Annotated in this window: 14 protein-coding genes and 1 pseudogene; 6 read left to right on the forward strand and 9 right to left on the reverse strand. The window is 71.0% G+C overall.

What is annotated here, in order from left to right; all coding sequences use genetic code 11:
• Nucleotides 1–128: 128 nt before the first annotated feature.
• A complete protein-coding gene (locus tag AB0C26_RS06450) occupies nt 129–665 on the reverse strand; it encodes a YbhB/YbcL family Raf kinase inhibitor-like protein (RefSeq protein ID WP_360242416.1) in 537 nt (178 codons plus the stop codon).
• 52 nt (nt 666–717) lie between these two features.
• On the opposite strand from AB0C26_RS06450, the gene AB0C26_RS06455 reads away from it, so the two are divergent.
• Entirely contained in the window at nt 718–1,341 is a 624-nt protein-coding gene (locus tag AB0C26_RS06455) for a GntR family transcriptional regulator (protein WP_360242419.1), read from the forward strand.
• Here the strand turns inward: AB0C26_RS06455 and AB0C26_RS06460 are convergent.
• On the reverse strand, nt 1,319–6,253 hold the full coding sequence (locus tag AB0C26_RS06460; RefSeq protein WP_360242422.1) for an NAD-glutamate dehydrogenase: 4,935 nt from the start codon (nt 6,251–6,253) through the stop codon (nt 1,319–1,321). The two genes, AB0C26_RS06455 and AB0C26_RS06460, sit on opposite strands and share 23 nt — an antisense overlap.
• Before the next feature lie 210 nt (nt 6,254–6,463).
• Between AB0C26_RS06460 and AB0C26_RS06465 the strand changes: the two genes are divergently transcribed.
• Complete coding sequence (locus AB0C26_RS06465; RefSeq protein WP_360242425.1) at nt 6,464–8,374, forward strand: penicillin-binding transpeptidase domain-containing protein; 1,911 nt, start codon at nt 6,464–6,466, stop codon at nt 8,372–8,374.
• A 564-nt stretch (nt 8,375–8,938) separates the two neighbouring features.
• Here AB0C26_RS06465 and AB0C26_RS06470 read toward each other — a convergent pair.
• Both AB0C26_RS06470 and AB0C26_RS06475 read right to left on the reverse strand, forming a co-directional pair.
• A pseudogene (locus tag AB0C26_RS06470) lies at nt 8,939–10,051 on the reverse strand (arginase family protein); the annotation flags it as partial.
• A 16-nt stretch (nt 10,052–10,067) separates the two neighbouring features.
• Nucleotides 10,068–11,015, reverse strand: coding sequence for a tetratricopeptide repeat protein (locus AB0C26_RS06475; RefSeq protein ID WP_360242427.1), 948 nt, complete (start codon nt 11,013–11,015; stop codon nt 10,068–10,070).
• A 96-nt stretch (nt 11,016–11,111) separates the two neighbouring features.
• On the opposite strand from AB0C26_RS06475, the gene AB0C26_RS06480 reads away from it, so the two are divergent.
• On the forward strand, nt 11,112–11,687 hold the full coding sequence (locus AB0C26_RS06480) for a helix-turn-helix domain-containing protein (protein WP_360242430.1): 576 nt from the start codon (nt 11,112–11,114) through the stop codon (nt 11,685–11,687).
• On the opposite strand, the gene AB0C26_RS06485 is transcribed toward AB0C26_RS06480, so the two are convergent.
• Nucleotides 11,663–13,336 (reverse strand): methylmalonyl-CoA mutase family protein, encoded by a 1,674-nt coding sequence (locus AB0C26_RS06485; protein ID WP_360242433.1) that lies wholly within the window; start codon nt 13,334–13,336, stop codon nt 11,663–11,665. The two genes, AB0C26_RS06480 and AB0C26_RS06485, sit on opposite strands and share 25 nt — an antisense overlap.
• A gap of 33 nt (nt 13,337–13,369) precedes the next feature.
• Nucleotides 13,370–14,521: an FAD-dependent monooxygenase gene (locus tag AB0C26_RS06490; protein WP_360242436.1), complete on the reverse strand. Its 1,152-nt coding sequence runs from the start codon at nt 14,519–14,521 to the stop codon at nt 13,370–13,372.
• Nucleotides 14,522–14,574: 53 nt separating this feature from the next.
• Between AB0C26_RS06490 and AB0C26_RS06495 the strand changes: the two genes are divergently transcribed.
• Entirely contained in the window at nt 14,575–15,180 is a 606-nt protein-coding gene (locus AB0C26_RS06495; protein WP_360242439.1) for a PadR family transcriptional regulator, read from the forward strand.
• 727 nt (nt 15,181–15,907) lie between these two features.
• Here the strand turns inward: AB0C26_RS06495 and AB0C26_RS06500 are convergent.
• The 3 genes from AB0C26_RS06500 to AB0C26_RS06510 form a co-directional block, all read right to left on the reverse strand.
• On the reverse strand, nt 15,908–16,363 hold the full coding sequence (locus tag AB0C26_RS06500; RefSeq protein ID WP_360242442.1) for a hypothetical protein: 456 nt from the start codon (nt 16,361–16,363) through the stop codon (nt 15,908–15,910).
• A 160-nt stretch (nt 16,364–16,523) separates the two neighbouring features.
• On the reverse strand, nt 16,524–17,477 hold the full coding sequence (gene meaB, locus AB0C26_RS06505) for a methylmalonyl Co-A mutase-associated GTPase MeaB (RefSeq protein ID WP_360242445.1): 954 nt from the start codon (nt 17,475–17,477) through the stop codon (nt 16,524–16,526).
• Complete coding sequence (locus AB0C26_RS06510; RefSeq protein ID WP_360242448.1) at nt 17,474–18,655, reverse strand: acetyl-CoA C-acetyltransferase; 1,182 nt, start codon at nt 18,653–18,655, stop codon at nt 17,474–17,476. The genes meaB and AB0C26_RS06510 overlap by 4 nt, the downstream gene beginning before the upstream one ends.
• 56 nt (nt 18,656–18,711) lie before the next feature.
• Between AB0C26_RS06510 and mce the strand changes: the two genes are divergently transcribed.
• Together mce and AB0C26_RS06520 are read left to right on the forward strand one after the other, a co-directional pair.
• Nucleotides 18,712–19,200, forward strand: a complete 489-nt coding sequence (gene mce, locus AB0C26_RS06515; RefSeq protein WP_360242451.1) for a methylmalonyl-CoA epimerase — start codon at nt 18,712–18,714, stop codon at nt 19,198–19,200.
• Nucleotides 19,201–19,380: 180 nt separating this feature from the next.
• Nucleotides 19,381–20,727 carry a DivIVA domain-containing protein gene (locus AB0C26_RS06520; protein WP_360242454.1) on the forward strand — a complete coding sequence of 449 codons (1,347 nt, stop codon included), beginning with the start codon at nt 19,381–19,383 and terminating at the stop codon, nt 20,725–20,727.
• The last annotated feature ends 70 nt before the right edge of the window (nt 20,728–20,797 follow it).

Consider the following 20,797-nt stretch of genomic DNA (forward strand, 5'->3'; position numbering starts at 1 on the left):
CGCCGTGCTGGAGGCGAGAGGCGGGCCGAGCGGGAAGCCAGGGGCGGTGCCGAGACGGGGCCGACAGCGCGGCGGCGGGCAGGGCCCGGCTGGGGCCGGGCCCTGACGAGCGGCGGGGAGGGGCGGGGTCAGCTTGCCGGGGTCTCCGCTGTGGCGATCAGGGTGGCTCGGCCGAGGATGTGGCCGGCCATGGTGAAGCCGAGGTTGGCTGGGGTGGCGTCGGCCGGGACGCCGATGTCGGGGACGTCCAGGGCGTGCACCGTGATGAAGTAGCGGTGTGCGCCGTGGCCGGCCGGCGGGGCCGCGCCCAGGAAGCGGGCCAACCGGGCGTCGTTCGGCAACTGCACCGCGCCTGGCGGCAAGCCGGAGCCGCTGTCGTCGCCCGCGCCCTCGGGCAGGGACGTGACGTCGGCCGGGATGTTGGCGACCGCCCAGTGCCAGAAACCGGAACCGGTCGGCGCGTCCGGGTCGTACACCGTCACCGCGTAACTCTTCGTTCCGGCCGGCGCCCCGCTCCAGCTCAGCTGCGGGGAGGCGTCCTCGCCGCCGGGGATGCCGAACATGCCGGAGTGCTGTGCGGCGGGCAGTGGCTGCCCGTCGGCGACGGTTGTGCTGGTGACTGTGAAGGTGGGCGCCGAAGGAAGGCGCGCGAAAGGATCGTTCATAGTCGACTACCCTACGGATAATCGATTATCTGCGCCAGATAGGGTGATCCTTGTGACCCCCTCGGAACGGATGTACCTGGCGCTGCGGGCGGCCATCCTGCACGGCGACTTCGCCCCGCGGCAGCCCCTGAAGCCGCAGGAACTGGCCACCCAGCATGTGGTCAGCCTGGCCGTCGCCCGCGAGACCCTGCTGCGCCTGGTCGGTGAAGGACTGGCCGACCGGCTGCCCAACCGGGGCTTCGCCGTGCCGGACACCGGTGACGAGCGGTGGCAGCAGATCGCCGAGGCGCGGGCCACCGTCGAACCGGCCATGCTGCGGATGGCCATCGAGCGCGGTGACCTCGAGTGGGAGGCCCGTGTGCGGGCCGCGCATCATCGGCTGGCGCGGGCCACGCCGTACGAGCAGGATCCCGATGGCTGGTCCGAGGCCCATCGGCTTTTTCATCGCACGCTGCTCGAGGCGTGCGGCAACGACGTGCTGATGGGCACCTTCGACCGGCTCTGGACCGACAGCGAGCTGGCCCGGCGCTGGTCGGCCGTCAAGGGGCCGGCCCGGGACGCCGCCGCCGAGCATCTGGCGCTGGAGGAGGCCGTTCTGGCGCGGGAGGCCGACCGGGCGGCCGGCCTCCTACACCATCACGTGACCCGGACCGTCAAGCCGCTGACGAGGTCTTGACCAGGGTTCGGATCTGGCGCAGCAGCACCGACAGGGCGGCCAGCTCGGCCGGGGTGTCGCCCACGTTGCCCATGGCGTTGGCGGCCCGGGCGATGGAGGCGGCATTGACGCGTTCCCATTCGGAGACGCGGTCGTCGGCCGAGGCGTCCGCCGGTGTCGACTGCAGGACCTCGGCTGTCAGGGCGGCCAGCGCCGCGTACAGGTCGTACCGCAACGCCATGCGGGCCAGCGTCTGCCAGCGGTCGCCGCGCGGGAGCTTGGAGATGTGCGACAGCAGCTGGTCGATGTGGAAGCGCTCGGACAGGGCGAAGTAGACCGGGGCCACCTCGTCCGCGTCGCGGCCGGTGGCCACGCCCGTCTCCAGGATGTCGAGCAGGCCGAAACCGTAGTTGACCAGCGTCACCCGCTCGGCCAGCTCCATCGGCACGCCCTTGTCGACCAGCCAGCCGATGTGCTCGTCCATCGAGAGACGTTCGTTGCCCTTGAGCACCGCCGACATTCTCGGCATGAGGTCCTGTACGCCGTGCCGCAGCCGCGCCACCTCGCCGGCCACGTCGATCGGCGAGCGCCGGGTGCTCACCAGCCAGCGGACGGCCCGGTCGAGCAGCCGCCGCGACTCCAGGAAGACCAGTGTCTGGGCCGGCGTCGGCACCTTGTTGTCCAGGGCCTCGGCTTCGGCCCAGATGCCGGCCAGCCCGTACGTGTCGCGGATGACCACGTACGCCCGGATGACGTCGGCCGCCGAGGCGCCGCTCTCTTCCATGGCGCGGAAGATGAACGACGTACCGCCGCGGTTGACCACCTCGTTGACCAGGACCGTCGTGATGATCTCGCGGCGCAGCCGGTGGCCGGCCATCCGAGTGGCGAACCGCTCGCGCAGCGGCGTCGGGAAGTATCCGGACAGGACGGAGGCCGTCCACGGCTCGTCGACCAGCTCGTCGGCCAGGACCTCCCGCTCCGCGGCGATCTTGACGTACGCCAGAAGGACCGCGAACTCGGGCGCCGTCAGCCCCTCGCCGTTCTCGTAGCGGGTGGCCAGCTCGGCGTCGGTCGGCAGGGCTTCGAGCTCGCGGTTGAGCTGCCCGCTCTCCTCCAGCCAGGTCAGCATGCGCCGGTGCACCGGCAGCAGCGAGTGCGCCTGGGAGCGGGCGTTGCCCAGGGCCTGCGCCTGCTCGTAGTTGTCGCGCAGCACCAGCGCCGCGACCTCGTCGGTCATGGTGGCCAGCAGCTCGTCCCGCTCGGGCAGGGACAACTCGCCGTCGGTGACCGCGCCGCCCAGCAGGATCTTGATGTTGACCTCGTGGTCGGAGCAGTCCACACCGGCCGTGTTGTCGATGAAGTCGGTGTAGATGCGGCCGCCGGTGCGGGCGAACTCGATGCGCCCGCGCTGGGTCAGGCCCAGGTTGCCGCCCTCGCCCACGACCCGGCAGCGCAGCTGGCCGCCGTTGACGCGGATGGCGTCGTTGCCCTTGTCGCCGACGTCCGCGTGCGTCTCGGCGGACGACTTGACGTACGTGCCGATGCCGCCGTTCCACAACAGGTCGACCGGCGCGCGCAGGATGGCCCGCATGAGCTCGACCGGGCTGATCGCCGTGGCGTCGCCCAGATCGAGGGCGGCGCGCACTTCCGGCGAGACAGGGATCGATTTCGCCGTACGGGGATAGACCCCACCGCCCTGCGAAATAAGCGACTTGTCGTAATCGTCCCACGAGGAGCGCGGCAGGTCGAAGAGCCGCCGGCGCTCGGCGAACGACGCGGCCGGATCGGGAGCGGGGTCCAGGAAGATGTGCCGGTGGTCGAAGGCGGCCACGAGCTTGATGTGCGACGAGAGCAGCATCCCGTTGCCGAAGACGTCGCCGCTCATGTCGCCCACGCCGACCACTGTGAAGTCCTGGGTCTGGGTGTCAAGGCCGAGGTCGCGGAAGTGCTTCTTGACCGATTCCCACGCGCCCCGCGCCGTGATGCCCATCTTCTTGTGGTCGTAGCCGGCCGAGCCACCGCTCGCGAAGGCGTCGCCCATCCAGAAGTCCTTGCCCACGGAGATCTCGTTGGCGATGTCCGAGAACGTGGCCGTGCCCTTGTCGGCCGCGACCACCAGGTACGGGTCGTCGCCGTCGTGCCGGACCACGTCCCGCGGCGGCACGATCTTGCCACTGTGGATGTTGTCGGTGACGTCGAGCAGGGCCGTGATGAAGCGCTTGTAGCACTCCACCGCCTCGTCCCGGTCGCCCGGCTTCTGCTTGAGCACGAAGCCGCCCTTGGCGCCGACCGGCACGATCACCGCGTTCTTCACCATCTGCGCCTTGACCAGGCCCAGAATCTCCGTACGGAAATCCTCGCGCCGGTCCGACCAGCGCAGCCCACCGCGGGCCACCGCGCCGAACCGCAGGTGGACGCCCTCGAAGCGCGGCGAGTACACGAAGATCTCGTACTTCGGGCGCGGCTGGGGCAGGTCGGGGATGGCCTGCGGGTCGAGCTTGAACGCCACGTACGACTTCGGCCGCCCGTCGGCGCCGCGCTGGAAGAAACTGGTCCGCAGCGTGGCCTGGATCAGCGTCAGGTACGAGCGCAGGATCCGGTCCTGGTCGAGGCTGTCCACGTCGTCGAGCAGCCCGGTGATCCGGTCGACCAGCTCGCCGGCCAGATGCGACCGCTGCTCCTCGCCGGCCTCCAGCCCCGGCGAGAACCGCGTCTCGAACAGGCGCACCAGCAGGCGGGCGATCTCCGGGTAGGCGATGAAGGTCGACTCGAGGTAGCGCTGGGAGAAGACGCTGCCGGTCTGGCGCTGATATTTGGCGTACGCCCGCAGCACCACCACCTGACGCCAGGTGAGCCCGGCCCGCAGCACCAGCTCGTTGAAGCCGTCGACCTCGGCCTCGCCCCGCCAGGCGGCCGCGAACGCGTTCTCCACCTGCGGGCGGACCTCGGCCAGCTCGCGGTGCGCGGCCGGCGGCCGCAACCCGAAGTCGTACAGGTAGATGGTGCCGTCGCTGCGCCGGATCTCGTACGGCCGCTCGTCGACCACCTGCACGCCGAGCGAGTGCAGCACCGGCAGCACCGCCGACAGCAGCATCGGCTCGCCGTACCGGTAGACCTTGAACCGCACGTCGTGCTCGTCCGGCTCGGGCTCGCCCGTCCGGCCCGGCCGCCGCTTGCGGTACAGGTGCATCTCGAGCTGGCCCTCCTCCTCGAGGAGCTCGAGTTTGGCCAGGTCCTGCATGCCCTCGTACGGCGTGTGGCCGTCCTTGTAACTGTCGGGGTACGCCGTCGAGTAGCGGCCGAACAGGTCGCGGGCCGCCTCCTCGCCGAGCTTGCGCTCGAGCACCAGGGAGAAGTCGTCGTCCCACATGCGGGTGGCGTCGGCCAGCATCTCGGCCAGCGCGTTCGGGTCGACCTTGCCCGGCGGGTCGGCCGGGTCCGTACGCACGATGAAGTGCACCCGGGCCAGCATCCGCTCGGTGACCCGGGTCGTGTAGTCGAGACCCACGCCGTTCAGCTCGCGGAGCAGGATCTCCTGCATGTGCAGGCGGTTGCCGGTGGTGAACCGGTCGCGCGGCATGTAGACGAGGCACGAGATGAACCGGCCGTAGCCGTCGCGCCGCAGGAACAGGCGCAGCTGGCGGCGGCCGGCCATCCGCAGGACACCGATCACCGCCTCGTACAGGTCATCGGTCTTGATCTGGAAAAGCTCGTCGCGGGGGTAGGTCTCGAGGATCTGCAGCAGGTCCTTGCCGGAGTGCCCGCGCGGCGACAGGCCCGAGCGGTCGAGCACCTCCATGACCTTGCGCTTGACGACCGGCAACTCACGGACGCTGGTCCGGTACGCCGAGGAGCTGAACAGGCCCAGGAAGCGCCGCTCACCGATCACCTCGCCGTCCGGCCCGAACATCTTGAAGCTGATGTAGTCGAGGTAGGCCGAGCGGTGCACCGTGGCCCGCGAATTGGCCTTGGTGATGACCAGGAGCCTTTTCTCCAGGGCCCTCTTGTACGCCTCGGGGGTCATCGACGACAGCTTGCGGGGCTTGCTGTCGCCGCGCAGGATGCCCAGCCCCGTGCCGGGCACGGCGCCGAGCACGTCACCGTCGAGCCGGTACTCCCGGTAGCCCAGGAACGTGAAATGGTCGTGGGCCAGCCACTTGAGCAGCTCGATGGAGTCGGTGACGTCCTTGTCCGGCACCGGCAGCTTGCGCTCGGAGCCGCGAGCGGTGGCCAGCTCGTCGGCGATCACTATGGCCCGCTGGCGCATCCGGGGCCAGTCCTCGACCGCGTCGCGCACGTCGGTCAGCACCCGGCGGACCTCGTTGAGCAGCTGCTCCCGGGTGTCCTCGGAACGGATCGGGTCGATCTCGATGCGGATCCAGCTCTCGACCAGGTCACCCTCGATCGCGTCGTCCGGCTCGACGTCGGCCGCCAGCTCGGCCAGCGCGCCGAGCGGCTCGCGCCGCACCACGATCAACGGGTGCACCAGCAGGTGCACCTGCAACTGGTGGGCCGACAGCAACGCGATCACCGAGTCGACCAGGAACGGCATGTCGTCGGTGACGATCTGCACGACCGTGTGGCACTGCGACCCGGACGGCGGCGTGATGGCCAGTTTCAGCTCGCCCGGCAACCTGGTGCGGGCGAGCTCGCGATGGGCGACCGCGGCGTCGTACATCTCCCGCGGCGTGAACCCGACCAGCTCCTCGTCGGGCGCGAACCGCCAGAAGCGGCCCACGAGCTGGGCAGTTGCGTGATCGCGGCCCGCTACCTCGACGGCCTGGGCCACCAACCGCTCCCCGTTGGGCAGCGGCTCGTCGAGCTCGCCCTCCTCGGCGGAGGCGCCGAGGCGCCCCGTCAGGGCCAGCCCCGGTCCGGCGGCATAGTCCAGATCGGCTTCGGTCTCGGTTGCGGCCTCATCGGCGACAGCCATGGTCTGGCGCTCCCCTCACCCACCACACTGTGGGCTCGAACATGTCGACGACAGCCTAGAACGCGCCGGAGGCGGCGATCACACTCGCGGTGTGAACGGTCCGATCGGCGGCGATTTTGACCTTTGTCACCGGACTCGGGTCAACGGGACGGGCATCGGTTGACTACCGTCACGTCTGGTCCGTCCTAATACCCCGCGAAAGGTGATGCCATGCGCAGGTTCGCCGCCACGGTCGCCACGCTGACTCTGGCCACCGGCCTGCTCGCCGGATGCTCCAAGGACGGCCCGGACGACACGCTCGACGACTTCCTGAGCGGCTGGCGCGGCAACGACCTGAGCAAGGTCGGCTTCGTCAGCGCGGCCGGCGGCAAGCTCGCCTCGGCCGACGTGCAGGCCCAGCTCAAGGAACTCACCGGCGAGCTGGTGAACGCCAAGATGACGGTCACCAAGACCGGCGAGGCGAAGACCACCGGCGACGACGCGACCCACCCGATCAAACTCGAGTGGCAGCTGCCGGGCGACGTCACCTGGTCGTACGAGAGCACCGTCCGTCTCACCAAGAAGAACACCGACGGCTGGTCGGTGGTCTGGGAGCCCGCGCTGGTCCAGAGCGACCTGGTCGCCGGCGACAAGGTCCGGCTCCGGCGCCTCCCCTCGACCCGGGCCAGCATCCTCGACGCGGCCGGACAGCCCATCGTCACGGCCCGCGAGGTGGTGACCATCGGCGTCGTCCCGCAGAACATCGCCGACCTCCCGAAGCTGCAGAAAGACCTGGCCACCGCGCTGGCCAAGGTCGGCGTGACGGTGGACATGGCCGACTTGGCGACCCGGGTGAAGGCCTCCGACCCGGGCGCCTTCGTCGACGTGGTCACCCTCCGCCGCCCCGACTATCTCAAGATCCGCAACCAGGTCCGCCCGCTGAAGGGCACCCAGTTCCAGGAGGCGACCCGCGACCTGGCCCCGACCAGGGCCTTCGCCCGCGCTCTGCTCGGCACGGCCGACCAGGCGACCCGCGACGACATCGACGAGAACCCGAAGACCATCAGCCAGGGCGACATAGTCGGCCACGGCGGCCTGCAAGAGAAGTACGACACGACGCTGCGCGGCACACCGGGCCTGTCGGTGGTCGTCGCCCGCCCGACCTCCGAGGCCGACGACACCCCCAAGGACACCGAGATCTTCACGTCGAAGCCGGTGGCCGGCAAACCGATCAAGACGACGATCGACGTGAAGACCCAACTGGCGGCCGACCAGGCCCTGGCCTCGATCAAACAGCCGAGCTCCCTGGTCGCCGTCAAAATCAGCGACGGCTCCGTCCTGGCCGTGGCCAACGGCCCCGACGGCGGCACGGTCGACACGGCCCTCACCGGTCAGGTCCCACCCGGGTCGACCTTCAAGGCCGTTTCCGCGTACGGGTTGTTGCAGCGCAAGGCGGTGACGGCCGACACGACGGTGGCGTGCCCGGCGAAGGCGACGGTGGCCGGCCGGGAGTTCAAGAACGCCGACGGCGAGGTCCTGGGCAACGTCCCGTTCCACGTCGACTTCGCGAAATCGTGCAACACGGCGTTCGTGGCTCTCGCCCCGAAACTGACCGCCGAGGGCTTGCAAAAGGCGGCGAGCGACCTCGGCCTGGGTGCCAAGTGGGACCTGGGAGTGGACGCGTTCAGCGGCAAGGTCTCCCCCGCCGCCACCCCGACCGAACTGGCCGCCGCCACGTTCGGCCAGGGCGCCACCGCGGTGAGCCCGGTAGCCATGGCCGGCGCCACCGCGGCGATCGCCCGGGGCCAGTTCAAGCAGCCGAGGCTGGTGGTGGACCCGGCCCCCGCGGCCCCCGCCGCCGACGGCCCGAAGCTGGACGAGGCGGCGGTGACCCCGCTGCGCCAGATGATGCGCGAGGTGGTGACGGCCGGCACCGCAACGGCTTTGAAGTCGGCCCCGGGAGGCCCGGTACAGGGAAAGACGGGAACCGCCGAGTTCGCCGAGACCACCGAGGACACCCACTCGTGGTTCATCGGATATCAGGGCGACGTGGCCTTCGCCGTGATGGTCCAGAAGGGCGGCGCCGGCTCGGAAGCAGCGGTCCCCGCGGTGGACCGCTTCCTGCGAGCGCTGGCGAAGTAGTCAGGCGATGTCGGCCGGCGTGCCCTGACCGGGGCCGAGGCCGACTTCGAACGCCGGCCGCTGGGCCGGCAGGGAGAAGTTGTCCGGCGCCGGCTCCTCGCTGATTCGCGGGCGCAGCATGCCGGGCCGGGTCGCGGGCAGCGGATCGGAGTCCAGCAACGGCGCCTGCCCCAGCGGCCTCGGCACCAGCCGCGCCGCGGCCGCCGGCTCGGCCTCGAACTCGGGCTCGGCGTCGAACTCAGGTTCGAGGTCAGGTTCCGCCTCGACGTCCGCCGCGGCCTCGGAATCGGCGCGCTCGGCCTCATCGGCGGGGCCGTCGTCTCCGTCGCCTCCGGAGACCTCGATGAGATCGGCACTATCAGAGGTCTCGGGCGGGGCGTCCTGATCAACGGGGTCGGCGACATCGGACAATTCGGCGAACTCGACCGGGCCGTCCCGATCCGCGATATCAGTGGGCTCGGGGTTGGCGGGCTCGGCCGGCTCGTCGTCGCCCGCTTCCCGATCGTCGTCCTCCGGAGCCTCGTCCGGGGTCTCCTGATCGGGATCGCGAGGCAGGGGCGGTGTCTCGGCGCCCTCCGCCACGGCCAGGATCGTCGTGGCCGGGACCGCGGACTCGTCCAGGGCGTCATCCGGGCCGGCCGACATGCCGGCGGCGGCCAGCGTCACGCTGTCGGCGGCGGCCCTCGCTCGGCGGTGCTCCCACTCGATGGAGGCGGTCGTGCTGTCGATGTCGGCCCGGGCGGCGACCAGATCGGGGCGCGGGGTCACGTTGTGGGCGACCTCGAGGCCCGACACCACGGCGTTGGTGATCTCCGAGGCGTAGCGGCCGTCGGGGTCGTAGTCGGGGTCGAAGACGGTGATCTCGACGCCCAGGCAGTGCGGGGACTCGACCAGGCCGGACAGCAGGATCTCCAGCTCGGGGAACGCGATGCCGCCGGGGGAAGGGGCGTCCACGGCCGGCATCACGGCCGGATCCAGGACGTCGACGTCCACGTGGACCCAGTAACCGGCGCAGTCGACCAGCTGGTCTCGGGCCCACTGGGCGCTCCGGGCCGCACCCTCGGCCCGCAGGGCCGTCACCGGACGGGTCACTATGCCGGCGGCCTGAAGGTCCAGGCGGTATTCGTCCTGGGCACGGATGCCCAGGACCACCACGTCCACGTCGCGGAAGTACGGGCGGCGGCTCTCTATCGCGGCCAGGTCGGCCTGGCCCCGGCCGGTCACCAGGGCCAGGTCCTCGCCGGCGGCGGCACCCACGTAGGAAGCGTTCCCGGGGTGGCGGAAGTCGGAATGGCCGTCCACGAAGACCAGGCCTATGCGGCCGCCGACGGCCTCGCCCAGGCGGTGCATCGCCACGCCCGAGCCGAGCAGGATGGAGCAGTCGCCGCCCAGGACCACCGGGAACTCGCCGGCGTCGAGGATCGCGCCGATGCGGTCGGCCAGGGCCCGGGAGTACGCCGCTATCTGTTGCGCGTGGGCCACGCCGTCGCCCGGGCGCCAGTCGCCCGGGTCGTACCTCGGCGGGGTCAGGCAGCCCGCGTCGCGGGCGGCCAGCTTGGTGATCAGGCCCTTGTCGCGGAGCGCTCCGGGCGCCTTGGCGCAGCCCGGCACCGACGTCTCGGTCGGCGGGCGCAGACCGAGATTGGACGGTGCGTCGAGGACAGCGATGCGGCGCACGGAGCGGCTCCCCTGCCTAGAAGAGGGCGCTGGCCAGGGCGCGCCGGGCGCCGGCCACCGCGGGATCGTCGGGACCGGCCACGCTGAACAGCGAGAGCAGGTGCTTGCGTACGGCGTCCCGGTCGTCGCCCGCCGTGCGCTTGACCAGGGCGACCAGGCGCGCGTAGGCCTTGTCGGCCTGGCCGCTGAGCACCTCGATGTCGGCCGCCAGGCGCTGGGCGTCGACGTCGTCGGGGGACTCGTCGGCCTTGGCCAGCGCGGCCGCCGGGTCGGCGCCCTGGATGCGGCGGTAGAGCTCGACCTGGGCCAGACCGGACTCGGCGGCGGCGTCCTGCGGGGACTCGGCCAGGATTTTCCGGTACGCCGCCTCGGCCTCGTCGAGGTCGCCGGTCATCAGGGCGTCGTCGGCCGCGTCGAGCCGCGGGTCCTCGGCCTGCTGCACGGCTACGCCGCCGGCCTTGAGCACCGCGTCCACGTACTGCTTGACCTGGGACTCGGGAAGCACGCCGGTGAAGCCCTCGACGAGCTGGCCGCCGACCACCGCGACCACCATCGGGATGCCCTGCACGCGCAGCGCCTGAGCGAGGCGCGGGTTGGCGTCCACATCGACCTTGCCGAGCACCCACGAGCCGCCGCCGGCCTGGGCGAGCCGCTCCAGGATCGGGGACAGCTGCTTGCAGGGCTCGCACCAGTCGGCCCAGAAGTCGAGGATGACCGGCGTCGCGAGCGAACGCTCGAGGACGGCCGACTGGAAGTTGGCCTCGGTGACGTCGATGATCGTCTCGGGGCCGGCACCGCCGGGCAGCCCGCCCGGGATGGCGCCGGGAGGCGGTCCGCCGTGCGCGTCTGCCTGGGTGTCGGCGGGGGCAGCGGGGCGGCTCGGCGCCGGAGAGGGCGCGCGCAGCGCGCTGAGATCGACCGCGCCGCGGGTGAAGATCGACGGAGTGGTCCGTGGGTCGCTCATGGTTACCTAGTCTCGCACGCTGACAAGGCGCTCCGCCGCGCCGCGGCGGGCCTGATATCGGACGTCACAGCATAACGGATGAGTTATCCTTTTAGTATGCCGTCGCTGAATCCCGAGAAGCTTCGGGCCGACTCGGCCCGGGTGCGCGAATTGATGCTCTCGGTCGCCCGCGAGCGGCTGCGCAACGGCGACGTCACCCTGCCGATGAACGCCATCGCCAAAGAGGCCGGCGTGGGCGTCGGCACCGCGTACCGGCACTTCGAGAGCCATCAGGTGCTGCTCGAGGCGCTCGCCGCCGACAGCTTCGCGGCGCTGGTGTCCGACGCCCGCGCCGCCGAGCGCGACACCGACCCGGCGACCGGCTTCGCCCGGATCATGCGCGCCGGGCTCCGGCTGATGCTGGCCGATCCCGCGCTGGCCGCCGTCATGCAGAAAAGCGACTTCGCCTGCACCGAGACCCGGGAGCTCAGCGCCGAACTGTTCGAGGCGTTCGGCACCGTGCTCGCCCGGGCCCGGGCCGCGGGCGCGGTCCGGCCCGACATCACCGGCGACGACCTGCGCCGGCTGATGTGCGGTGTGCAGCACGCCGTCCGCGCCGGTGGCGACGACGCGGCGGAGCGCTACCTCGGCGTACTCCTGGAAGGTCTTCAGAACCGGGCCGGCTCGCGGTAGATGCCCCACTCCTGTTTGAGCGCGTCGCAGATCTCCCCGAGGCTGGCCTCGGCTCGCGCCGCGTCGAGCATGGCCGGGATCATGTTGTCCCCGCTGCGGGCCGCGGCCAGCATGCGGTCGAGGGCGTCCTTCACGCGTACCGGATCACGCCCGGCCTTCCTGGCCCCCAGCTCCCGTTTCTGCACCACCTCGACCTCGTGGGAGACCCGCAGGATCTCCAGCTCCTTGGCCACCGTGCCGGTGTGGGCGTTGACGCCGACGATCCGCTTCTCGTTCTTCTCCAGCGCCTGCTGGTAGACGAACGCCGCCTCGGCGATGTTGGCGGTGAACCAGCCGTCCTCGATACCGCGCAGGATGCCGGCCGTGATGCTGCCGTCGTGACCGAGATCGCGGATGCGGGTGAAGATCTCCTCGGCCTCCGCCTCGATGCGGTCGGTCAGCTCCTCGAGATACCAGGAGCCGCCGAGCGGATCGGCCACGTTGATCACGCCGGTCTCCTCCATGAGGACCTGTTGCGTACGCAGCGCGATCTCGGCCGACTCGTCGGTGGGCAGCGCCAAGGTCTCGTCGAGCGCGTTGGTGTGCAGCGAGTTGGTGCCGCCCAGGACCGCGGCGAGCGCCTCCACCGCCGTACGGACGACGTTGTTGACCGGTTGTTGTGCCGTCAGGGAGACGCCGGCCGTCTGCGTGTGGAACTTCAGCCACAGCGCCTTTTCGCTGGTCGCGCCGTAGTCGTCGCGCAGGTGCCGCGCCCAGATGCGGCGGGCGGCGCGGAACTTGGCGATCTCCTCGAAGAAGTCGATGTGCGCGTCGAAGAAGAAGCTCAGCCCGGGCGCGAACTGGTCGACGTCGAGCCCGCGGCTGAGCCCGAGCTCGACGTACCCGAAGCCGTCGGCCAGCGTGTACGCCAGCTCCTGGGCGGCGGTCGAGCCGGCCTCACGGATGTGGTAGCCGCTGACCGACAGCGGCTTGTACTTCGGGATCTCGCGGGCGCAGTACTCCATCAGGTCGCCGATGAGGCGCAGGTGCGGCTCGGGCTGGAAAAGCCACTCCTTCTGAGCGATGTACTCCTTGAAGATGTCGGTCTGCAGCGTGCCGTCGAGCTTGTGGATGTCGGCGCCCTGACGTTCGGCGGCCACCAGGTACATGCAGAAGATCGGCACGGCCGGGCCGGAGATCGTCATGCTGGTGGTCGTCTTCTCGAGGTCGATGCCGTCGAAGAGCACATCCATGTCGGCCGCGGAGTCGATCGCCACCCCGCAGTGCCCGACCTCACCGAGCGACTGCGGGTCGTCGGAGTCGCGGCCCATCAGCGTCGGCATGTCGAAGGCGACGCTGAGGCCACCCCCGCCGGCGGCGAGGATCATCTTGTAACGCTCGTTGGTCTGCTGCGCGTTGCCGAAGCCGGCGAACTGCCGGATCGTCCAGGTGCGCCCGCGATAGCCGGTGGGATAGAGGCCCCGGGTGTACGGGAACTCGCCCGGCCAGCCGATGCGGTCGAACCCGGGATAGGCGGCGCCCGCCGGCGGCCCGTAGACGGGGTCGACCGTGGCGCCGGACAGGGTGGTGAAGTCAGCGTCGCGCTTGCGGGCGGCGTCGTAACGGCGCTGCCACCGCTCGCGTCCGGCCTCGATGTCGGCTGCGTCCATGCGCACCATCCTAGGGGCAAACCTGAACGATCCCTAAGGCTCTCTTCGCTCGAAGATCCAGGCCTGCGGATCGCCCTTGCGGTACAGCATCTTCATGACCAGCGGGAACATCGCGTCCCGGATCATCGACCCGATCGGCCCGGCGGTCTTCGAACTGCCACTTCTCTTCCCGTACGCGACCACGCGCTCGACCCGGGCACGACGGCGCCGCTCGTATTCGGCCAGCGAAGCACTCCGCCCCAGCGCCACCGCGTCCTCGATCGCCATCGACGCGCCCTGACCCGAGGACGGCGAGACGGCGTGGGCGGCGTCGCCGACGAGCACGACCCGCTCGCTGTGCCACGCCGGCACCCGGGGCAGGTCGTCGGTGTTCCACGGCCCGAGCGCCACGTCGGTGGCCCGGATGATCGCCGCGGCGGGCAGATCGTCACCCTCGAACAGCTCGATCAAGTAGGCCCGCCACTGCTCGGGGGAGAACTCGCCCGGCTCGACCGGCCGCTTGCGGGCCGGATTGGCGAACCACCACACGCGGCCGTCGGGAGCGACACCCCAGCCGAAGAAGGCCCGCCGGCCGAAGGCCATGTGCATCATCCCGGGAGTACGGTCCAGCGGCGCCTCGACCGGCCGGTCGGTGAACCCGCCGGCGTTGAGCAGCCCGAGATAGCGCGGCCGCGGCCCCTCCGGATTGAGCAGTTGCCGGGTCCGCGACCGGAGCCCGTCGGCGCCGACCAGGAGGTCGCCACGCACGTTCGTACCGTCGGCGAACGTCACGGTCACGCCGTCGGGCTCCTCGGTGAAGCCGGTCAGCCGCTTGCCGTGCTCGATCGGGATGCCGCGCCGCCCGGCGGCTCGCCGCAACGCCGCGTACAGGTCAGTTCGCTTGATCGTCGTCGTGACGGTGCCGTCCGGCATGGGGCCACCCAGCGGCACCACGGCCAGCCGCCGCCCCTTGGCGTTGCTCATCGTCAGCCGCGGCGTGGGGAAGCCGGCGGCCAGGATCTCGGCCGGGTCCTCGCCGAGCTCACGGAGGGCCGCGAGGCCGTTGACGGCCACGGTGAGCCAGGCACCCTCCCTCTGGTCGTACGCCTCGTAGACGCGCGGTTGCCAGCCGGCCCGTTGCAGGGCGAGCGCGGTCACGGTGCCGGCGATCCCGCCGCCGGCGATCACTGCGATTCGATTAGTCATACTCTGACTATGCATACTATGACTATGAGGAGTCAACCCCGTACGCTGATCACGTGGCCACCTCCGAACCGCGCCGGTCCACCCTGGGCATGGTGCTGCTGGCGCTGCTCATGGAAGCGCCCATGCACCCCTACCGGATGCAGCAGATGATCAAGGAGCGTGGCCAGGACCAACTGGTCAACGTGGCCCAGCGCAACAGCGTCTACCAGGCCCTCGACCGCCTGGTCCGCGACGGCCTGGCCCGCCCCGGCGGCACGGCACGCGAAGCCGGCCGCCCCGAACGCACCATCTACGAGATCACCGAAGAGGGCACGGCAACCATGCGCCGCTGGCTGACCGGCATGCTGCCGGCACCCGCCCGCGAGTTCCCGGAATTCCCGGCGGCGCTGGCCTTCCTGCCGGTACTGCCCCCGGCCCAAGTCAGGGAACTGCTGGAGAAGCGGGTGAAGGCACTGACGGAGAAGGCGGCCGGGATCCGCGAACAGGCGCCGGCGGGCCTGCCCCGGCTGTTCCTGATCGAGGACGAATACCGGGTAGCCATGCTCGACGCGGAGGTGAAATGGCTCCGCGGAGTGGTGGCGGACTTGGCGGAGGGCTCACTGACATGGAGCGCCGAGTTGATTGCGGAGACGTTGGAGCGGTTCCCGCCTGGCAGTTGAGCGGGGGCGCACAGAGCCGGATGGGGCGGCGCGTGGGCGTTGCGCTCGATGGCCGTCCGGCAGGATGCGCCGTTGTACGGCGCGCACCGCCGCACAGCGCGCACCGCCGCACAGCGCGCACCGCCGCACAGCGCACACCGCCGCACAGCGCACACCGCCGCACAGCGCACACCGCCGCACAGCGCACACCGCCGCACAGCGCACACCGCCGCACAGTGCCCACCCACCCCAGGGGGAGCCGCCCGACAGCCATTCTCCCGGAAATCGCCGCGTTCGCGCGGGGCCCCTGTGGACAGCCAGCGCGCTGTGGAAAACCGCACGACTGGGCGCGTTTGTGCTACGGCTTGGCAGAGCCAAGGCGGCACGACGAGCGTGAGAGAGACGCGCTGGGCGGCACGACGAGCGTGAAGGGAAAGACCCGCTGGGCGACACGACGAGCGTGAGAGAAAGACCCGCTGGGCGACACGACGAGCCCGGCGGCCGGACAGTCGGGCGGGCGACACAATCAGCCTGGGACGGGACAGTCGGGCTGAGCGGCACAACCAGACCGGCAACCGGACACGCTGGACTGAGCGACACAACCAGCGCGGCAACCAAACAGTCGGGCTGAGCGGCACAACCAGTCGGCCACATGGCGGGCCTGGCCACCAGCAGGGCGCTCGCCGGACCCCGCAGGCGGGCCCGCCCACCGCGCGGGATGGGCGGAGCCGGCGCCGGCCGGGACGGTTTACGCGGTCAGGTCCAACGCGTGGTAGAGGCGGGACGTAGTCGTGTTCAGGTCGGCCAGGCGGGAAGCCGGGACGCCGCTCATCAGGGCCACCCGGCGCTCGCCGGCCGCGCGGCTGAGCAGGACGCCCACCTGGGTCGAGGCGCGTTCCATGACCATCTGGCGGGCCAGCATGGTGCCCGGGTCGGTCTCGTCGACCGTGGGGGCGACCTTGGCCGTGGCCTTCACCGTGTTCACGGCCATGGCCGCGTCGCGGGCCAGGCCGGCGCTGTAGGCGGCCGTACGGTCCACCTGGGCGACCGCCGGCACCGCCGGCATCTCCTGGGTGGGCGCGGTGGCCCGTGGCTGCGTGTCGGCCACCCGGGCGCTCTGCTGCAGGGCGGCGCTCTGCAGGAGCGGGTGCAGGTACGTGGCAGTGGTTCCGGCGACCCGGGGGAAGGTGATCGGCGCAATCATGCTGCACCCCGGATGCTGCCCCTGTGACTCATCATGTCCGCTATCCTTTCCGGCGCTGACCAATTCAGCGTATGCCGGAAATATCGGGACGGCATCGGGCGCACGGGCGAGACGCCGGGCCGTCCGCGCGTGCCGTTTCCGGCAAATCTGCCGTAAGTGCTCAGAGGCCCTTGATCAGCTCATCGGCGGCGGCGTAGGGATCAAGTTCGCCGGCTGCCACGGCCGCGGCCAGCGTGGTCAGCGCGGTTCCCTCGCGCAAGCTGCCGATGCGGGCCCGCAGGGTGCCCAGAGCGATCGCCTCGACCTCGACCGCGGCGCGGCGCTCACGGCGTACCCGCAAATTCTCCGTCTTCTCGAGCCAGTCGCGATGCTTGTCGATGGCCGTGAGCACGTCGTCGACGCCCTCGGCCTTGACCGCTGTCGCCTTCACCACCTGGGGACGCCACTCCCCCGCGGCCCGCTCGCCGAGGCCCAGCATGCCCTGAATGTCGCGGTAAGTGGCGTCGGCGCCGGGGCGGTCCGCCTTGTTGATGACGAAGACGTCGGCGATCTCGAGCACGCCCGCCTTGACCGCCTGGATCGCGTCGCCCATGCCGGGGGCCAGCAGCACCAGCGTGGTGTCGGCGAGGGAGGCGATCTCCACCTCGGCCTGGCCGACGCCGACCGTCTCGACCAGGATCACCTCGCATCCGGCGCCTTCCAGGACCCGTACGGCCTGCGGGGTCGCGGCCGAGAGGCCGCCCAGCTGGCCGCGGCTGGACATCGAGCGGATGTAGACGCCCGGATCGGTCGTGTGCTCCTGCATGCGGACCCGGTCGCCGAGGATCGCGCCGCCGGTGAACGGGCTCGACGGGTCGACCGCCAGCACGCCGACCCGGCGGCCCGCCTTGCGCAGGGCGCGCACCAGCTCGTTCGTCGTCGTCGACTTGCCGACGCCCGGTGAGCCGGTCAGGCCGATGATCTGGGCATGACCGGCGTACGGGGCCAGCGCCGCCGCCACCTCGGGCAGCGCCGGATCGCCGTTCTCGACCAGGCTGATCAGCCGGGCCACCGACCGCGGGTCCCCCGCGCGCGCCTTTTCGACAAGCGTGGGGACGTCACGGGATCTGCTCAAGGCGCCACCTTGATGATCAGCGCGTCGCCCTGGCCACCGCCGCCGCAGAGGCCGGCCGCGCCGTAACCGCCGCCGCGCCGGCGCAGCTCGAGGGCGAGGGTGAGCACCAGGCGGGCGCCGGACATGCCGATCGGGTGGCCGAGCGCGATCGCGCCGCCGTTGACGTTCACGATCTCGTCGTCGACCTTGAGCTCGCGCATCGACTGGATCACCACCTGGGCGAAGGCCTCGTTCATCTCGATCAGACAGAGATCGTCGACGGTGAGGTGGGCCTTGTCCAGGGCGTGCTTGATCGCGTTGGCCGGCTGGGACTGCAGTGAGCTGTCGGGGCCGGCCACGTTGCCGTGCGCGGTGATCTCGGCGAGCCAGTTCAGGCCCAGCTCCTCGGCCTTGGCCCGGCTCATCACCACGACCGCGGCGGCCCCGTCGGAGATGGGCGACGAGCTGCCCGCGGTGATCGTGCCGCCGGCGGCGAAGGCCGGGCGCAGCCGGGACAGCGACTCGGCGGTGGCGTCCGGGCGTACACCCTCGTCGGTCTCGACGATCGGGTCGTCGGCGCGCTGGCCGGTCTTGACCGGCACGATCTCCTCGGCGAAGCGGCCCTCGCGCTGGGCGGCGGCCGCCCGCTGGTGGCTCTGGGCGGCGAAGGCGTCCTGCTCGGCGCGGGTGATGCCGAGCTTGACGCCGCTCCGCTCGGTCGACTCACCCATCGAGATCCCCTCCCAGGGATCGACCAGGCCGTCGTACGCCGTGTGGTCGCGCACCAGAACGTCGCCGAACTTGGTGCCCTGACGCTGGTTCATCAGCAGGTGGGGCGCGTTGGTCATCGATTCCATGCCGCCGGCCACCACGATGTCGAACTCGCCGGCCCGGATCAGCTGGTCGGCCAGGGCGATCGCGTCGAGGCCGGACAGGCACACCTTGTTGACGGTGACGGCCGGAGTGGTCATCGGGATGCCGGCGGCCACCGCGGCCTGCCGGGCGGTGATCTGGCCGGTGCCGGCCTGCAGCACCTGCCCCATGATCACGTACTGCACCTGGTCGGGGCGCACGCCGCCGCGATGGAGGGCGGCTTCGATGGCGGCACCGCCGAGGGCCGTGGCCGATACGCTCTTGAGGTTGCCGAGCAGGCGCCCCATCGGCGTCCGGGCTCCACTCACGATCACCGAGCTGGTCACGTCATTGTTCCCATCTTGAAAGGCGACTGAACGTGCGTTCAGGCAACACTAATAGAATGACATCTCTTCCACCTACTGTCGCCGAGCCCGACAATCTCACAGCGCCCGAGATCGGCCTGCTCCGCATCGACCACGTCGGCATCGCCGTCGCCGATCTCGACGCGGCAATGGCCTTCTACGCCGGCAACTTCGGCCTGCGCTGTGTGCACGAGGAGACGAACGAGGAACAGGGCGTACGGGAGGCCATGCTCGCCGTGGGTGACGGCAGCGGCCCACGGCTGCAGCTGCTGGCGCCGGCCCGGCCCGACTCGGCGATCGCCAAGTTCCTCGACCGCAACGGGCCCGGCCTCCAGCAGCTCGCTTACACGGTGGCCGACGTCGAGGCGGCCTCGGCCGCCCTGCGGGCGCGAGGACTGCGATTGCTGTACGAGACCCCGAAACGCGGCACCGCCGGGTCGCGGATCAACTTCGTTCACCCGAAGGACGCTGGAGGCGTTTTGGTGGAGTTGGTCCAGCCTGTCAGTCCTTCGGATGAATCATCCTGACGTCGGAGCCTCCGCCTGGCAGGATCGGAGGGACACGGACGGCACTCTCCCGCATCGCGGATGAGCAGCGACACCCACACCGAACGGGTGGGTTTCGGGCAGCTCAAAGGTGATCTAACGTGTCCTTTCCGATGCCCGCCCGCTCTTGCGTGGCCGGGGTGTCTTCGCCAGGATGGCCCAATGCCCCAGCAGCAGGATCAAAACTTGGCATTCTTCGACGGCGCGAACTCTCAGCACGACTTCACGGTGGTGCTGCGGGGTTATGACCGCGGGCAGGTGGACGCCCACCTCGGCCGGCTGGTCGCCGCCATCAATCAGTCGACGCAGGCCGGCGCCGAGGCCGAGCAGCGGATGAACGACGCGCAGCGCCGTCTGCGCCAGGCCGAGCAACGGCTGGTCGCGCTCGAGCAGAAGCTCGCCGACAGCAACAAACTGCTGGAAGAGAACAATCGGCCGACGCTCTCCGGGCTGGGCACCCGGGTCGAGCAGATCCTGCGGCTGGCCGAGGAGCAGGCGAACGATCACCGTAGCGAGGCCAAGCGAGAGTCCGAGGGCATCCTCTCCGCGGCGCGCCTCGAGGCTCGGGAGATCACCGACAAGGCGCGGGCCGAGGCGGCCGCGATGAAGGCGACCGCCGAGCGTGAGGCCGGCCAGGTCCGCACCCACGCCGAGCGCGAGGCGGCCGAGGCCCGGGTGCAGGCCCGCCGCGAGGCCGACACGCTGCGCTCCGACGCCGACCGTGAGACCAAGCAGCTGCGCACGGTCACCGCGCACGAGGTGGCCGAGCTCAAGTCGACCGTCGAGCGTGAGGTCGCGTCGCTGCGCGCCACCGCCGAGCGCGAGATCACCCAGCTGCGGGCCAAGGCGTCGCGCGAGGCCGAGGAGAAGCGGGCCGAGGCGACCAAGCTGCTGACCGACGCGCGCGACAAGCGTGACAAAGATCTCCAGGCGCTCGCGCTCGAGATCGCCGAACGGCGCGAGAAGGCCGAGCGCGAGGAGTCGCAGCGGCACGCGGCCCAGGTGAGCGCCACCCAGAAGATGGTGTCCGAGGCCGAGGAGCGCGCCCGCGCCGCCGAGGACCGGGCCAAGGAGATCGAGCAGCGCGCCGAGCAGCGCCGGGTCGAGTCCGAGCGCAACGCCGCCGAGACCACCGAAAAGGCCCGCGCCCTGTCGGAGAAAACGGTCAGCGAGGCCCGCGCCGAGTCGCAGCGCCTGCTCAGCGAGGCCCGTACTGAGGCGGAACTCACCACGCAGGCCGCCAAGCGCGAGGTCGAGGACCTGACACGCCAGAAAGACGCGGTCACCAACCAGCTCGGCCAGATGCTCTCGGGCCTCTCGGGCCTGGTGCCGGGCGTCGGCGCGGCCAAGCCGGCCGAGGCCGCGGCCGCCTCTCCCGCGGCTACTCCGGCCGCCGCTGTGGCGGCCGCCGCAGCCGCCGCCAAGGAGGCCGCTCCGGCCCAGCGAGCTGCGGAAACGCCCGAGCCGGCCGAGGCCGAGACCAAGCCGGAGCCGGCCAAGACCAACTGAGTCCTCAGCCCTTTCCCAGGCCTTCAGCGGTTGCGCGCCTTGCGCGGGTGCGCAACGGTTGTAGCCGGCC

The organism is Actinoplanes sp. NPDC048796, from assembly GCF_040650035.1.
In the GTDB taxonomy this organism is placed as follows: domain Bacteria; phylum Actinomycetota; class Actinomycetes; order Mycobacteriales; family Micromonosporaceae; genus Actinoplanes.

Bases quoted from the DNA above. Each gene is read 5' to 3' on its own strand.
- AB0C26_RS06450 (WP_360242416.1), bottom strand. From the start codon at position 665: ATGAACGATCCTTTCGCGCGCCTTCCTTCGGCGCCCACCTTCACAGTC.
- AB0C26_RS06460 (WP_360242422.1), bottom strand. From the start codon at position 6,253: ATGGCTGTCGCCGATGAGGCCGCAACCGAGACCGAAGCCGATCTGGAC.
- AB0C26_RS06465 (WP_360242425.1), top strand. From the start codon at position 6,464: ATGCGCAGGTTCGCCGCCACGGTCGCCACGCTGACTCTGGCCACCGGC.
- AB0C26_RS06475 (WP_360242427.1), bottom strand. From the start codon at position 11,015: ATGAGCGACCCACGGACCACTCCGTCGATCTTCACCCGCGGCGCGGTC.
- AB0C26_RS06480 (WP_360242430.1), top strand. From the start codon at position 11,112: ATGCCGTCGCTGAATCCCGAGAAGCTTCGGGCCGACTCGGCCCGGGTG.
- AB0C26_RS06485 (WP_360242433.1), bottom strand. From the start codon at position 13,336: ATGGACGCAGCCGACATCGAGGCCGGACGCGAGCGGTGGCAGCGCCGT.
- AB0C26_RS06490 (WP_360242436.1), bottom strand. From the start codon at position 14,521: ATGACTAATCGAATCGCAGTGATCGCCGGCGGCGGGATCGCCGGCACC.
- AB0C26_RS06500 (WP_360242442.1), bottom strand. From the start codon at position 16,363: ATGATTGCGCCGATCACCTTCCCCCGGGTCGCCGGAACCACTGCCACG.
- mce (WP_360242451.1), top strand. From the start codon at position 18,712: ATGACATCTCTTCCACCTACTGTCGCCGAGCCCGACAATCTCACAGCG.
- AB0C26_RS06520 (WP_360242454.1), top strand. From the start codon at position 19,381: ATGCCCCAGCAGCAGGATCAAAACTTGGCATTCTTCGACGGCGCGAAC.